The organism is Bradyrhizobium sp. B025 (assembly GCF_042257955.1).
Taxonomy (GTDB): Bacteria; Pseudomonadota; Alphaproteobacteria; order Rhizobiales; family Xanthobacteraceae; genus Bradyrhizobium; species Bradyrhizobium diazoefficiens.
This window is the reverse complement of sequence record NZ_CP170150.1, coordinates 4,728,424-4,742,135: the sequence shown is the minus strand read 5'-3', so window position 1 is coordinate 4,742,135 and position 13,712 is coordinate 4,728,424. Positions and strand designations below refer to the sequence as shown.

At 64.3% G+C, this 13,712-nt stretch carries 15 protein-coding genes; 14 read left to right on the top strand and 1 reads right to left on the bottom strand.

The genetic code is table 11. From position 1 onward, the window contains the following. The first annotated feature begins 94 nt into the window (after positions 1-94). Complete coding sequence (locus ACE10W_RS21950; RefSeq protein WP_375761942.1) at positions 95-2,350, top strand: TonB-dependent siderophore receptor; 2,256 nt, start codon at positions 95-97, stop codon at positions 2,348-2,350. A 342-nt stretch (positions 2,351-2,692) separates the two neighbouring features. Here the strand turns inward: ACE10W_RS21950 and ACE10W_RS21945 are convergent, their stop codons facing one another. Further along, entirely contained in the window at positions 2,693-2,887 is a 195-nt protein-coding gene (locus ACE10W_RS21945) for a hypothetical protein (RefSeq protein ID WP_375761941.1), read from the bottom strand. A 164-nt stretch (positions 2,888-3,051) separates the two neighbouring features. Between ACE10W_RS21945 and ACE10W_RS21940 the strand changes: the two genes are divergently transcribed. The 13 genes from ACE10W_RS21940 to nuoK all read left to right on the top strand — a co-directional run bounded on the left by ACE10W_RS21940 (position 3,052) and on the right by nuoK (position 13,706). Continuing rightward, positions 3,052-3,417: an NADH-quinone oxidoreductase subunit A gene (locus ACE10W_RS21940; protein ID WP_008136158.1), complete on the top strand. Its 366-nt coding sequence runs from the start codon at positions 3,052-3,054 to the stop codon at positions 3,415-3,417. Beyond that, the gene (locus ACE10W_RS21935; RefSeq protein WP_370140497.1) at positions 3,414-3,995 is read left to right on the top strand and encodes an NADH-quinone oxidoreductase subunit B family protein; all 582 of its coding nucleotides are present in this window, start codon (positions 3,414-3,416) and stop codon (positions 3,993-3,995) included. The genes ACE10W_RS21940 and ACE10W_RS21935 overlap by 4 nt, the downstream gene beginning before the upstream one ends. 11 nt (positions 3,996-4,006) lie before the next feature. Further along, positions 4,007-4,618, top strand: coding sequence for an NADH-quinone oxidoreductase subunit C (locus ACE10W_RS21930; protein WP_375761940.1), 612 nt, complete (start codon positions 4,007-4,009; stop codon positions 4,616-4,618). A 2-nt stretch (positions 4,619-4,620) separates the two neighbouring features. Beyond that, on the top strand, positions 4,621-5,817 hold the full coding sequence (locus tag ACE10W_RS21925) for an NADH-quinone oxidoreductase subunit D (protein ID WP_375761939.1): 1,197 nt from the start codon (positions 4,621-4,623) through the stop codon (positions 5,815-5,817). After that, the gene (locus tag ACE10W_RS21920; protein ID WP_375761938.1) at positions 5,817-6,794 is read left to right on the top strand and encodes an FkbM family methyltransferase; all 978 of its coding nucleotides are present in this window, start codon (positions 5,817-5,819) and stop codon (positions 6,792-6,794) included. Before ACE10W_RS21925 ends, ACE10W_RS21920 begins: the two co-directional genes overlap by 1 nt. Before the next feature lie 10 nt (positions 6,795-6,804). Continuing rightward, positions 6,805-7,416 carry an NADH-quinone oxidoreductase subunit NuoE gene (gene nuoE / locus ACE10W_RS21915; protein WP_011087680.1) on the top strand — a complete coding sequence of 204 codons (612 nt, stop codon included), beginning with the start codon at positions 6,805-6,807 and terminating at the stop codon, positions 7,414-7,416. Further along, entirely contained in the window at positions 7,416-7,622 is a 207-nt protein-coding gene (locus tag ACE10W_RS21910; protein ID WP_011087679.1) for a hypothetical protein, read from the top strand. The genes nuoE and ACE10W_RS21910 overlap by 1 nt, the downstream gene beginning before the upstream one ends. Positions 7,623-7,637: 15 nt before the next feature. Beyond that, entirely contained in the window at positions 7,638-8,963 is a 1,326-nt protein-coding gene (gene nuoF, locus ACE10W_RS21905; RefSeq protein ID WP_011087678.1) for an NADH-quinone oxidoreductase subunit NuoF, read from the top strand. Between the two features lie 5 nt (positions 8,964-8,968). Next, positions 8,969-11,044 carry an NADH-quinone oxidoreductase subunit NuoG gene (gene nuoG / locus ACE10W_RS21900; RefSeq protein ID WP_375761937.1) on the top strand — a complete coding sequence of 692 codons (2,076 nt, stop codon included), beginning with the start codon at positions 8,969-8,971 and terminating at the stop codon, positions 11,042-11,044. A gap of 10 nt (positions 11,045-11,054) precedes the next feature. Beyond that, a complete protein-coding gene (gene nuoH, locus ACE10W_RS21895) occupies positions 11,055-12,122 on the top strand; it encodes an NADH-quinone oxidoreductase subunit NuoH (RefSeq protein ID WP_074076914.1) in 1,068 nt (355 codons plus the stop codon). 14 nt (positions 12,123-12,136) lie between these two features. Beyond that, complete coding sequence (gene nuoI, locus ACE10W_RS21890) at positions 12,137-12,625, top strand: NADH-quinone oxidoreductase subunit NuoI (protein ID WP_026232873.1); 489 nt, start codon at positions 12,137-12,139, stop codon at positions 12,623-12,625. Positions 12,626-12,762: 137 nt separating this feature from the next. After that, complete coding sequence (locus tag ACE10W_RS21885; RefSeq protein WP_060912423.1) at positions 12,763-13,401, top strand: NADH-quinone oxidoreductase subunit J; 639 nt, start codon at positions 12,763-12,765, stop codon at positions 13,399-13,401. After that, a complete protein-coding gene (gene nuoK, locus ACE10W_RS21880) occupies positions 13,398-13,706 on the top strand; it encodes an NADH-quinone oxidoreductase subunit NuoK (protein ID WP_008547737.1) in 309 nt (102 codons plus the stop codon). The genes ACE10W_RS21885 and nuoK overlap by 4 nt, the downstream gene beginning before the upstream one ends. Positions 13,707-13,712: the final 6 nt, after the last annotated feature.

Sequence of the window (13,712 nt, the reverse complement as noted above, 5' to 3'; positions counted from 1 at the left end):
CATAAGCGTCACTGCAAACGCATGCCGTGTCGGGACACGACGGCATGACGCATCGAACATGCAGCTTTGGGGTGGCGCGTTGAACAGTCTTGGAATGCTGCGATCGGCCGTGTTGGCGACCGCATCCGCTTGGGTCTTGGTGCCGCAGGCATCGCTTGCACAATCGTCTATGCAGAGTGGCGCTCAGAACCTGCCGTCGGTGACCGTCACGGCGCCGGAGGCGCGCCGCCGCGCACCCGCGTCGGCCGTGCGTAGCGCACCGCGGCGGTCAGTGCAGGCAGCGAATAGAAGCAAACCGCAGCCGCAGCGCAACGCCGGCTTCGTCGAGACGCCGCGCGGCCCCGTGCGCGGCTACGTCGCCGGCCGCAGTGCGTCAGGCACCAAAACCGACACGCCGATCATGGAGACGCCGCAGTCGGTGTCCGTCATCAGTGCGGAGCAGATCCGCGACCAGAAGGCGAACAAGCTCGACGAGGTGCTGCGCTACACCGCCGGCGTGCGGGCAGGGACCTTCGGCGCGGATACGCGCAACGATTGGTGGCTGATCCGCGGCTTCAAGTCCGACGACGTCGGGCTGTTCCTCGACGGCATGCAGCTGTTCTACACGTCCTATGCGAGCTGGAAGCTCCAGACGCCGAACATGGAGCGCGTCGAGGTGCTGCGCGGCCCGTCAGCGGTGCTCTACGGCGGATCGAGCCCGAGCGGCATCGTCAACGTCATCAGCAAGCTGCCGCCGGCCGAGCCGATCCGCTATGTCGAGACCGGCGTCAACAATTTCGGCAACGCCTATGTCGGCTTCGATGTCGGCGGGCCGGTCGCGACGCAAGCGCAGAACGGCAAGCTGTTCTACCGCGTCGTCGGCCAGGTCCAGAACGGCCCGACGCAGGTCAATTTCACGCCCGACAACAACTACTTCATCGCACCGTCCGTGACCTGGAAGCCGGATGCCGACACGACGTTTACGGTGCTGGCATCCGCTTCCCGGCAGGAAACCCGCGGCATCAACTTCCTGCCCTATGTCGGGACGGTCACCAATGCCTCGTTCGGCAAGATCCCGACCAGCTTCTTTGCCGGCGATCCCAGCGTCGACAAGTTCACGCGCGAGCAGGAGATGCTCGGCTACCAGTTCGAGCGCAATCTCACCGACGATCTGACATTCCGGCAGAATGCGCGGTTTGCCCATGTCGACGTGACCTATCGTGGCTATGTCGGCAACGACTACGGCAATCAGGCAACCGCCACGCTCAACCGCTACAATTGGTATGCGAAGAACACCGCCAACCAGGGCGATCTCGACAACCAGCTCGAATATCGCTTCGACACCGGTCCGGTGAAGCACACGATGCTGTTCGGGGTCGACCTGAAGGGTTATCAGATCGATGACTATCAGGCCTTCGGGTTCGGCGTGTCCTCGATCAACATCTTCAATCCGGTCTACGGTCAGGCGGAAACCCCGTTGCCGACCACGCCGTTCCGCAACTTCCAGATCACGCAGAAGCAGGCCGGCACCTACATCCAGGACCAGATGAAGCTCGGCAATTTTACGCTGGTCTTGAGCGGCCGCAATGATTGGGTCGCGACGAGGCAAGACGCCCGCGACACGGGGGCTACGGTCAGCAGCCGCGATGACAGCAGGTTCAGCGGGCGCGCCGGCCTGATTTACAATTTCGACAACGGCATCGCGCCCTACGTCTCCTATGCGACGAGCTACAATCCGATCATCGGCCTCAACGCACAGAACCAGCTGTTCCTGCCGGAGACCGGCAAGCAGGCCGAAATCGGTGTGAAGATCGCACCGAAGGGTTTTGACGGCTATTTCACCGTTTCTGCCTTCGATCTGGTCCGTCAAAATGTGGCGACGACACTGCCGGGCAGTGTTCCGGTCTTGCAGAACCAGACCGGCGAGGTGATCTCGCGTGGCATCGAGCTCGAAGCGGTAGCGAACGCCACCAAGGAGCTGAAGCTGATCGGCGCCTTCACGGCTTATCACCTGTTCAACAGCAAGGATCTCGATCCGTCGCTGGTCGGCAAGACGCCGACCAACACGCCGGAGCTGCTGGTGTCGGGCTGGGCGGACTACACCTTTAGGGACGGACCGCTCGAGGGCTTCGGCTTCGGCGGCGGCGTGCGCTACATCGGATCGTCCTGGGCCGACACCGCCAACACGCTCGAAGTTCCCGCGGTCGTGCTCGGCGACCTCGCGCTCCACCACGAATGGCAGAACTGGCGCGCGGCCCTCAACGTCATCAACCTGACCGACAAGATCTATGTCGCAAGCTGCGCCTCGGCCACGTCGTGCTTCTACGGCGATCGCCGGCGTGTGACCGCCAGCGTCTCCTACAAGTGGTGAGGGCGGGCGAGCGCATGTTGACGCTGCACATGTCGAGGTCCGGACCGGCCTGAGCTCGACCATGCCCTTGTTCTGCTGACCGGACGACCGCTGATCTTCCATCGGGAGATCGATGAGCTCCCGGGCTATGCCCCCCGGCCCGGAGCTCATGCGAGCGCGGCGCGTGCGACGGTCCTGCAAGTCGCCGACGCCGCGCTCGCGGTCGATCCGAGGCGGGTTCTGCGCCGACGCATTCGCCAGACGAGCCCCGGTCCCGTCGCGATGCATGGCTCGTCCGACCATCCGCGCCTGTGGATACGTGTCCTTGCTGCACCTGTCCTCTTGCCGCCGCGGCCGCCAGCATTATGTCGCCTGGGTGACGGTAAGGGCCTCCGCGACGGTCATTGCCTGGGTCCGGGTGCACTGCCGCACAGAAAACTCGGGCATTTTGACCGAATGCCATGCGGCCAGCGCTGCCTTGGTCTGTGCACCGCAATCTCGGAACGGCCGCTGCACAAAACTGCGGTCACCCTTGCTGGGTTTGGCGATCTGCTCCATACCAGCCGCGGGGTGATTCCGGGATTTTCTCCGTTCTGGGGGCGGCAAAGGGCCTAAAAAGAGCGTGTCTTGCGCCCATTGGTGCACTGCGCTAAGGCTCAGAATAATTCCAAATCGGGACGAATCCGCGGCTCCCCCGACGTCGCGGGAAAAAGGGCTCGCCAATGAGCGGCATTCTACAGAACTATCTTCCACTCGTCGTCTTCATAGGGGTAGCGGGCCTCATCGGCCTTGTGCTGCTGATCGCGCCTTTCATCGTGGCGTTCCAGCAGCCGGACCCCGAAAAGCTGTCGGCGTATGAGTGCGGTTTCAACGCCTTCGACGACGCCCGCATGAAATTCGACGTCCGCTTCTACCTGGTCGCCATCCTCTTCATCATCTTCGATCTCGAGGTGGCGTTCCTGTTTCCCTGGGCGGTGGCGTTCGGCAAGCTTGGCGCGACCGGCTTCTGGTCCATGGTGGTGTTCCTCGCCGTGCTGACGGTCGGGTTCGCCTATGAATGGAAGAAAGGGGCACTGGAATGGGATTGAACCCAGCACCGTCCACAGGTCCGGTTCTCGCGCCGGCCCCCAAGGGCATTCTGGATCCGTCGACCGGCAAGCCGGTCGGGGCCAATGATCCGTTCTTCCTCGAGGTCAATTCGGAGCTGTCCGACAAGGGCTTCTTCGTCGCCGCGACCGACGACCTCATCACCTGGGCGCGCACCGGCTCGCTGATGTGGATGACCTTCGGTCTCGCCTGCTGCGCGGTCGAGATGATGCAGGTGTCGATGCCGCGCTACGACGTCGAGCGCTTCGGCTTCGCGCCGCGTGCCTCGCCGCGCCAGTCCGACGTGATGATCGTCGCAGGCACACTCACCAACAAGATGGCGCCGGCGCTGCGCAAGGTCTACGACCAGATGCCCGAGCCGCGCTACGTCATCTCGATGGGTTCGTGCGCCAATGGCGGCGGCTACTACCACTATTCCTACTCGGTCGTGCGCGGCTGCGACCGCATCGTGCCGATCGACATCTACGTGCCGGGCTGCCCGCCCACGGCGGAAGCGCTTCTCTACGGCGTGCTGCTGCTTCAGAAGAAGATCCGGCGCACCGGCACCATCGAACGCTAAGGTTTTACGTCATGGACGATGGCAAGCTCGACGCCCTTGGGCAAACGATCGTTAGCGCGCTTCCGGGCGCGGCCACCGGTCATTCGGTGGCCTTCAACCAGCTCACGGTGGATGTCGAGGCCGGCAGGATCGTTGAGGTGGTCAAGTACCTCCGCGACGATCCGAACTGCCGCTTCGTCAACTTCACCGACATCACGGCGGTGGACTACCCGTCGCGCGAGAAGCGCTTCGACGTCGTCTACCATCTGATGTCGCCGACCCTGAACGCGCGGATCCGGCTCAAGGCCCAGGCCGACGAGACCACGCAGGTGCCGTCGCTGATCGACGTGTTCCCCGGCGCCGACTGGTTCGAGCGCGAGGCCTACGACCTCTATGGCGTGTTCTTCGTCGGCCATCCCGACATGCGCCGCATCCTCACCGACTACGGTTTCGAGGGCCATCCGCTGCGCAAGGATTTCCCGACCACCGGCTTCGTCGAGGTCCGCTACGACGACCAGGAGAAGCGGGTGGTGTACGAGCCTGTCAGGCTCAACCAGGAATTCCGCAAGTTCGATTTCCTCTCGCCGTGGGAAGGGGCGGACTATCCGCTTCCCGGTGACGAGAAGGCGGGACCGAAGGCCTGATCATGAACGAGCAACCTGAAGATCTCCGCAACTTCACCATCAACTTTGGGCCGCAGCATCCGGCGGCCCACGGTGTGTTGCGACTCGTGCTCGAATTGGACGGCGAAATCGTCGCCCGCGTCGACCCGCATATCGGCCTGCTTCACCGCGGCACCGAGAAGCTGATCGAGCAGAAGACCTATCTCCAGGCGATCCCTTATTTCGATCGCCTCGATTACGTCGCGCCGATGAACCAGGAGCACGCCTTCTGCCTCGCCGCGGAAAAGCTGCTCGGCATCGAGGTGCCGCGCCGCGGCCAGCTGATCCGCGTGCTCTATTGCGAGATCGGCCGCATCCTGTCGCATCTGCTCAACGTCACCACGCAGGCGATGGACGTCGGCGCGCTGACCCCGCCGCTGTGGGGTTTCGAAGAGCGCGAGAAGCTGATGGTGTTCTACGAGCGCGCCTCGGGCAGCCGCATGCATGCGGCCTTCTTCCGCGTCGGCGGCGTGCATCAGGACCTGCCGCAGAAGCTGGTCGACGACATCGAGGCCTGGTGCGATCCGTTCCTGAAGGTGGTGGACGACCTCGACCGCCTGCTCACCGCCAACCGCATCTTCAAGCAGCGCAATGTCGATATCGGCGTGGTGCCGCTGAAGGAAGCCTGGGAGTGGGGTTTCTCGGGCGTGATGGTGCGCGGCTCCGGCGCGGCCTGGGACCTGCGCAAGTCGCAGCCCTATGAGTGCTACGCCGAGATGGATTTCGACATTCCGATCGGCAAGAACGGCGACTGCTACGACCGCTACCTGATCCGCATGGAAGAGATGCGCCAGTCCGTGCGCATCATGAGGCAGTGCATCCAGAAGCTGAACGCGCCTGAGGGCAAGGGCCCCGTCGTCGTCGAGGACAACAAGGTCGCGCCGCCGCGCCGTGGCGAGATGAAGCGCTCGATGGAAGCGCTGATCCATCACTTCAAGCTCTACACCGAAGGCGTTCACGTGCCGGCCGGCGAGGTCTATGCCGCGGTCGAGGCGCCCAAGGGCGAGTTCGGCGTCTATCTCGTCGCCGACGGCACCAACAAGCCCTACAAGTGCAAGATCCGCGCGCCGGGCTTTGCGCATCTGCAGGCCATGGACCACATCTGCCGCGGCCATCTGCTCGCCGACGTCTCGGCGATCCTCGGCTCGCTCGACATCGTGTTCGGAGAGGTCGATCGGTGATGGCGCAGGCGCCAATCCAGTTTGACCGCGCCTCGGGGGCCCTTGAAGGGGCCAACCTGTGGGAGCGGACGGCTGCCTTGGCGCTGGTGACGGGCTCGAAGATCTCGTCGCACTTCTCGCATATGGGCTATATCGCCTGCGCGAACCTGCTGCGGAAAACGCTGCCCGAGCGCAATATCGCGATCAAGCTCAATCCCGACGCCGTGTTCGAATTCCCGTATGGCGACGGCTATTGGAGCAAGCTGCTCAACCGTTCCTATATCTATGAGGACGAGCTGGAGCTCCTGTTCGCCGACTCCATCGACGTCGATTACACGCTGCTCGATTGCGGCGCCAACTACGGCTACTGGTCGGTGCTGGTGTCGAGCAGGCCGTTCGGCTCGCACAAGGCGATCGCGATCGAGCCGTCGGGCCAGAACTATCCGAAGCTTGCCAACAACGCCCGTATCAACGGTGGCCGCTTCGAAACCATGAAATGCGCGATCGGCGCTGCCCGCGGTACTGCGCGGCTGTCCGGCACGAAGCACGAAGCCTTCAGCATCGCCGGCGATCCGTCGGCGGGTGGCGAGGACGTGCCCGTGATCGCGCTCGACAATCTGATCGACGACGGCAAGGTCGAGGCCAGCGGCAAGTACCTGATCAAGCTCGACGTCGAGGGTGTCGAGATCGAGGCGATCAAGGGCGGCGCCCGGCTGCTTGAGACCGACAGCGTCATCATGTGCGAGGAGCACGGCAGCGACCGCAGCCACGCGGTGTCGCGCTTTATCCTCGAACAGACCCCGCTGACGCTGATCGTGTTCGATCCGCGCAGCAACCGGATGGAGACCGTGAAGGAGCTGTCGATCCTCGACCGCATCAAGGTCTCGACCCACGTCGGCTACAACGTTTTCGGCACCGCAAGCGCATTCTGGCAGGACAGGATCGATGCCCTGAATGCCAAGTCCCTGAATGCCAACACCGCGCGCCGCATGCAGTGAGAGATAAGAGATGTCCGTCCGCCGATTAGCACCGAAGGAAGTCCAGCCCGCGAGCTTTGCGTTCACGGAGGAGAACCTTGCGTTCGCCAAGCAGCAGATCGCGAAATATCCGGCCGGGCGCCAGGCCTCCGCGGTCATCGCGATCCTGTGGCGCGCGCAGGAGCAGCACGACGGTTGGGTGTCGGAAGCCGCCATCCGCGTCATCGCCGACATGCTCGACATGCCCTATATCCGCGTGCTCGAGGTCGCGACCTTCTACACGATGTTCCAGCTCGCCCCCGTCGGCAAGAAGGCCCACGTCCAGGTCTGCGGCACCACGCCATGCCGCCTGCGTGGCGCCGAGGACCTGATCCACGTCTGTGAGCACCGCATCCATCACGAGCCCTTCCATCTCTCCAAGGACGGCAATTTCAGCTGGGAAGAGGTCGAGTGTCTCGGCGCCTGCGTCAATGCACCGATGGTGCTGATCGGCAAGGACACCTATGAGGACCTGACCAAGGAGAGCTTTGGCAAGGTGCTCGACGGCTTTGCCTCCGGCAATCCGCCGAAGCCCGGTCCGCAGAACGGCCGCCAGTTCTCGGCGCCGATCACCGGGCCGACCACGCTGAAGGAGATCACCTGATGCGTGATCTCTCGTCGCCGGCAGTGGAGGGGAGCGGTGCCATGAAGAAGTGGGGCTTCATCGCGATGCATGCCGCCGTCGCGGCCATTTTCATCTTCCTGCTGCAGCGTTTCAGCCTGAACGCGTCGCTGGAATCCAGCCTGCTCTGGGCGCTGACCTTCGCCGTCTGCGCCGCCGGACTTGCCTACAAGCAGTCCAATCGTTGATCGGAAAGCACTGATATGCTCGAGGACAAGGACCGCATCTTCAAGAACCTCTACGGCCTCCATGACTGGGGGCTCGAGGGTGCGCGGCGCCGCGGCGCCTGGGATGGTACGAAGAACATCATCGACAAGGGCCGCGACTGGATCATCAACGAGATGAAGGCCTCGGGCCTGCGCGGCCGCGGCGGCGCCGGCTTCCCGACCGGCCTGAAATGGTCCTTCATGCCGAAGGAATCGACCGACGGCCGGCCGAGCTATCTCGTCGTCAACGCCGACGAATCCGAGCCCGGCACCTGCAAGGATCGCGAGATCATGCGGCACGACCCGCATCTCCTGATCGAGGGCTGCCTGATCGCCAGCTGCGCGATGAACGCGCATGCCTGCTACATCTATGTCCGCGGCGAGTTCATCCGCGAGCGCGAGCATCTCCAGGCCGCGATCGACCAGGCCTACGAGGCCAAGCTGGTCGGCAAGGACAATGTCAACGGATGGCCGTTCGACATCTACGTCGCGCACGGCGCCGGCGCCTATATCTGCGGCGAGGAGACCGCGCTGCTCGAAAGCCTCGAGGGCAAGAAGGGCCAGCCGCGGCTGAAGCCGCCGTTCCCGGCGAATGTCGGCCTGTTCGGCTGCCCGACCACCGTCAACAACGTCGAGTCGATCGCGGTGGCGCCGGACATCCTCCGCCGCGGCGCGGCCTGGTTCGCCGGCATCGGCCGTCCGAACAATGTCGGCACCAAGCTGTTCTGCATCTCCGGCCATGTCGAGCGGCCCTGCAACGTCGAAGAAGCCATGGGCATTCCGTTCCGCGAGCTGATTGAGAAGCATTGCGGCGGCATCCGCGGCGGCTGGGACAACCTCAAGGCCGTGATCCCCGGCGGCTCGTCGGTGCGCATGGTGCCGGCCGAGCAGATCATCGATACGCCGATGGATTTCGACAGCTTGAGCAAGCTGCGCTCGGGCCTCGGTACCGCGGCCGTGATCGTTATGGACAAGTCCACCGATTTGATCCGCGCCATCGCTCGCATCTCGTACTTTTACAAGCACGAGAGCTGCGGCCAGTGCACGCCGTGCCGCGAGGGCACGGGGTGGATGTGGCGCGTCCTGACCCGCATGGCCGAAGGCCGCGCCCACAAGCGCGAGATCGACATGCTGCTGGAGGTCACCAAGCAGGTCGAAGGCCACACCATCTGCGCGCTCGGCGACGCAGCCGCCTGGCCGATCCAGGGCCTGATCGCGCATTTCCGTCATGAGATCGAAGCGCGCATCGACCAGTATTCGCATAAGTCCGACATCGACGATATCGGCGTCCGCGATCCCGTGAACATGGTCGCGGCGGAGTAAGAGACATGACCAAGCTCATCATCGACGGCAAAGAGATCGATGTTCCGGCCGAGTACACGCTGCTTCAGGCGTGCGAGGCGGCTGGCGCCGAGATTCCGCGCTTCTGCTATCACGAGCGGCTGTCGATCGCCGGCAATTGCCGGATGTGCCTCGTCGAAGTGAAGGGCGGCCCGAAGCCGGTCGCGAGCTGCGCCTGGGGCGTGCGCGATTGCCGTCCGGGCCCCAAGGGCGAGCCGCCGGAAATCTCCACCCGTTCGCCGATGGTGAAGAAGGCACGCGAAGGCGTGATGGAATTCCTTCTCATCAACCATCCGCTGGACTGCCCGATCTGCGACCAGGGCGGCGAGTGCGACCTGCAGGACCAGGCGATGGGCTATGGTGTCGACACCAGCCGCTTCGCCGAGAACAAGCGCGCGGTCGAGGACAAATATCTCGGCGCGCTGGTCAAGACCTCGATGAACCGCTGCATCCAGTGCACGCGCTGCGTCCGCTTCTCGGCGGAAGTCGCCGGCGCGCCTGAGATGGGCGCGACCGGCCGCGGCGAGGACATGGAGATCACGACCTATCTCCAGCACGCGCTGACGTCCGAATTGCAGGGTAACCTCGTCGACATCTGCCCGGTCGGCGCGCTGACCTCGAAGCCCTATGCCTTTGCGGCCCGTCCGTGGGAGCTCGGCAAGACGCAGTCGATCGACGTCATGGACGGTGTCGGATCGGCGATCCGCGTCGACACCCGCGGCCGCGAGGTGATGCGCGTGCTGCCGCGCATCAACGAGGCCGTGAACGAGGAGTGGATCTCCGACAAGACCCGGCACGTCGTCGACGGCCTGCGCACCCAGCGCCTCGACCGGCCCTATATCCGCGAAGCCGGCAAGCTGCGCGCGGCGAGCTGGCCCGAGGCCTTTGCCGCGATCGCTGCGAAAGCGGCGCGCAGCGACGGCAAGCGCATCGGCGCGATCGCCGGCGACCTCGCCGGCGTCGAGGAGATGTTCGCGCTGAAGGACCTGCTCGCCAAATACGGCTCGAGCAACCTCGCGGTGCAGGGCGGCGACGCCTTCGATCCCGCGCTCGGCCGCGGCTCCTACATCTTCAATCCGACGCTTGTCGGTGTCGAGCAGGCGGATGCGCTGCTCATCATCGGCGCCAATCCGCGCAAGGAGGCGGCCGTGTTCAACGCCCGCATCCGCAAGCGCTGGCGCTCCGGCGGTTTCAAGGTCGGCGTGATCGGCGCCAAGGCCGACCTGACCTATGACTACGACCATCTCGGCGCAGGCACCGAGACGCTCGGCGAGCTCGCGGCCGGCAAGCACTCCTTCATGGACGTGCTGAAGAATGCCAAGAACCCGATCATCCTGGTCGGCGCGGGCGCAGCCTCGCGTCACGACGGCGCCGCCATTCTGGCCGCCGCCGCCAAGCTCGCGATGGATGTCGGCGCGGTCAAGGACGGCTGGAATGGTTTCGGCGTGCTGCACGAGACCGCCTCGCGCGTCGGCGCGCTCGACATCGGCTTCTCCGCCACCGCCGGTGGCCTGAACGCCGCGCAGATGACGACTTTCGGCACGCTCGACCTGCTGTTCCTGCTCGGCGCCGACGAGATCAAGGCGCCGGACGGCACCTTCGTCGTCTATATCGGCACCCATGGCGACCGCGGCGCGCACCGCGCCGACGTGATCCTGCCGGCCGCGGCCTACACCGAGAAGTCCGCGATCTACGTCAACACCGAAGGCCGCGTGCAGATGACGGGACGTGCCGCGTTCCCGCCGGGCGAAGCCCGCGAGGACTGGGCGATCGTCCGCGCGCTGTCGGAAGCGCTCGGCAAGAAGCTGGGCTACGACTCGCTTGCCGCGCTGCGCCAGGCGATCTTCAAGGCGGTGCCGCATCTGATCCGGCTCGACCAGATCGAGGCGGGCAGCGCCGACCAGATCAAGAAGCTGGCGGGCAAGGGCGGTTCGCCCGAGAAGGCGCCGTTCAAGCCCCTGGTCGACGACTTCTATTTGACCAACCCAATCGCGCGTGCGTCCGCCGTGATGGCGGAGTGCTCGCGGCTTGCCTCCGGGCAGATGCTGACCGCAGCGGAGTGAGCGTGATCTGATGGAATTCTTCGAAAGCGCATTCTGGACCGGTTTCCTCTGGCCGCTGATCATCATGGTCGCGGAGAGCGTCTTGGTGCTCGTCGTCCTGCTGGTCGCGATCGCCTATATCCTGCTCGCCGACCGCAAGATCTGGGCGGCGGTGCAGATCCGCCGCGGCCCGAACGTGGTCGGCCCCTGGGGCCTGCTGCAGTCCTTCGCCGACCTTCTGAAGTTCGTGCTGAAGGAGCCGATCATCCCGGCAGGCGCCAACAAAGGCGTGTTTCTCCTTGCTCCCTTGGTCTCATGCGTGCTCGCGCTTGCCGCCTGGGCGGTGATCCCGACCAATCTCGGCTGGGTGATCTCCGACATCAATGTCGGCATCCTCTTCATCTTCGCGATCTCGTCGCTGTCGATCTACGGCATCATCATGGCCGGCTGGTCGTCGAACTCGAAGTATCCGTTTCTGGCCGCGCTGCGCTCGGCCGCGCAGATGGTGTCCTACGAGGTCTCGATCGGCTTCGTCATCATCACGGTGCTGCTCTGCGCCGGCACGCTGAACCTGTCGGCCGTGGTCGAAGCGCAGCATGTCCGCGGCCTCGCCAGCCTGATCGGGCTGCCGCAGCTCACCATCCTGAACTGGTACGTCTGGCCGCTGTTCCCGATGTTCGTGGTGTTCTACGTCTCGGCGCTGGCGGAAACCAACCGTCCGCCGTTCGACCTCGTCGAAGCCGAATCCGAGCTCGTCGCCGGCTTCATGGTCGAGTACGGCTCGACGCCGTATTTGCTGTTCATGCTCGGCGAGTACGTCGCGATCGTCACGATGTGCGCGATGGCGACGATCCTGTTCCTCGGAGGCTGGCTGCCGCCGGTGGACCTGCCGCCCTTCAACTGGGTGCCGGGGATCATCTGGTTCTCGCTCAAAGTCTTCTTCATGTTCTTCCTGTTCGCGATGGCGAAGGCGATCGTGCCCCGCTACCGCTACGATCAACTGATGCGCCTCGGCTGGAAGGTGTTCCTGCCGCTGTCGCTGGCGATGGTGATCGTGGTGGCCGGTGTGCTGCACTTCGCCGGCATCGCGCCGAAGTGAGGGCCGTCATGGGTATCAACATCAACGCCACTGCACGCTCGCTTCTGCTGTCGGAATTCGTCTCGGCGTTCTTCCTCGCCATGCGTTATTTCTTCCAGCCGAAGCCGACGCTGAACTATCCGTTCGAGAAGGGCCCGATCTCGCCGCGCTTCCGCGGCGAGCACGCGCTGCGCCGCTATCCCAACGGCGAGGAACGCTGCATCGCCTGCAAGCTGTGCGAGGCCGTGTGCCCGGCCCAGGCCATCACCATCGAGGCCGGTCCGCGCCGCAACGACGGCACCCGCCGCACCGTGCGCTACGACATCGACATGGTGAAGTGCATCTATTGCGGCCTCTGCCAGGAGGCCTGTCCGGTCGACGCCATCGTCGAAGGTCCGAACTTCGAGTTCGCGACCGAGACCCGCGAGGAACTGTTCTATGACAAGGCCAAGCTGCTCGCCAACGGCGACCGCTGGGAACGCGAGATCGCGAAAGCGATCGAGCTCGATGCGCCGTACCGGTGAGATGAGAGCATGATCCTTCCCGCCACCTCCTCGTCATTCCGGGGCGCGCAAAGCGCGAACCCGGAATCTCGCGCCACAACCTCTAGATTCCGGGTTCGCGGGCTTTGCCCGCGCCCCGGAATGACGGGGAATGTCCAATGATCCTTCCCGCGCTGTTCTTCTATCTCTTCGCCGGCGTCTGCGTCGCCTCGGCGGTGATGGTGATTGTCTCGCGCAATCCCGTGCACTCCGTGCTGTACCTGATCCTGGCCTTCGTCAACGCCTCCGGCCTGTTCGTGCTGATGGGCGCCGAGTTCCTCGGCATGATGCTGATCGTCGTCTATGTCGGCGCGGTCGCGGTGCTGTTCCTGTTCGTGATCATGATGCTCGACGTCGACTTCCTCGAGCTGCGCGAGGGCTTCATCGAGTACCTGCCGGTCGGCCTCGTCATCGGCGGCATCTTCCTGTTCGAGCTGCTGCTCACCGTCGGCTTCTGGGTCATCAACCCCGGCGTCTCCAAGACGATCACAGCGGCGATCCCGACCAACGTGTCCAACACCGAGGCGCTCGGCCTCGTGCTCTATACGAAGTACGTCTACTACTTCCAGCTCGCGGGCATGGTGCTGTTGGTCGCCATGATCGGTGCCATCGTGCTGACGCTGCGCCACAAGGCGAGCGTGAAGCGGCAGGACATCAACGTTCAGAACGCGCGCACGCCCGACATGGCGATGGCGATGCGCAAGGTGGCGCCGGGGCAGGGGCTCTCGGATGCCGATGCGGCGGAGTGGGTGAAATGACGATCGGGCTCGGACACTACCTGGCGGTCGGCGCGATCCTGTTCACGCTCGGGATCCTCGGCATCTTCCTGAACCGCAAGAACATCATCGTCATCCTGATGTCGATCGAGCTGATCCTGCTCTCGGTCAACATCAATCTCGTGGCGTTCTCGACCTTCCTCGGCGATATCGTCGGCCAGGTCTTCGCGCTTCTGGTGCTGACGGTCGCTGCTGCTGAAGCTGCGATCGGTCTCGCCATCCTGGTGGTCTATTTCCGCAACCGCGGCTCAATCGCGGTTGAGGACGTCAATCTGATGAAGGGCTGAGCTCAG

Excerpts from the sequence above, each read along its gene's own strand:
- nuoH (WP_074076914.1), top strand. The coding sequence starts at position 11,055 with ATGGAATTCTTCGAAAGCGCATTCTGGACCGGTTTCCTCTGGCCGCTG.
- ACE10W_RS21920 (WP_375761938.1), top strand. The coding sequence starts at position 5,817 with ATGGCGCAGGCGCCAATCCAGTTTGACCGCGCCTCGGGGGCCCTTGAA.
- ACE10W_RS21950 (WP_375761942.1), top strand. The coding sequence starts at position 95 with ATGCTGCGATCGGCCGTGTTGGCGACCGCATCCGCTTGGGTCTTGGTG.
- ACE10W_RS21945 (WP_375761941.1), bottom strand. The coding sequence starts at position 2,887 with ATGGAGCAGATCGCCAAACCCAGCAAGGGTGACCGCAGTTTTGTGCAG.
- ACE10W_RS21940 (WP_008136158.1), top strand. The coding sequence starts at position 3,052 with ATGAGCGGCATTCTACAGAACTATCTTCCACTCGTCGTCTTCATAGGG.
- nuoK (WP_008547737.1), top strand. The coding sequence starts at position 13,398 with ATGACGATCGGGCTCGGACACTACCTGGCGGTCGGCGCGATCCTGTTC.
- nuoE (WP_011087680.1), top strand. The coding sequence starts at position 6,805 with ATGTCCGTCCGCCGATTAGCACCGAAGGAAGTCCAGCCCGCGAGCTTT.
- ACE10W_RS21885 (WP_060912423.1), top strand. The coding sequence starts at position 12,763 with ATGATCCTTCCCGCGCTGTTCTTCTATCTCTTCGCCGGCGTCTGCGTC.
- ACE10W_RS21925 (WP_375761939.1), top strand. The coding sequence starts at position 4,621 with ATGAACGAGCAACCTGAAGATCTCCGCAACTTCACCATCAACTTTGGG.
- nuoG (WP_375761937.1), top strand. The coding sequence starts at position 8,969 with ATGACCAAGCTCATCATCGACGGCAAAGAGATCGATGTTCCGGCCGAG.
- ACE10W_RS21930 (WP_375761940.1), top strand. The coding sequence starts at position 4,007 with ATGGACGATGGCAAGCTCGACGCCCTTGGGCAAACGATCGTTAGCGCG.
- ACE10W_RS21910 (WP_011087679.1), top strand. The coding sequence starts at position 7,416 with ATGCGTGATCTCTCGTCGCCGGCAGTGGAGGGGAGCGGTGCCATGAAG.
- nuoF (WP_011087678.1), top strand. The coding sequence starts at position 7,638 with ATGCTCGAGGACAAGGACCGCATCTTCAAGAACCTCTACGGCCTCCAT.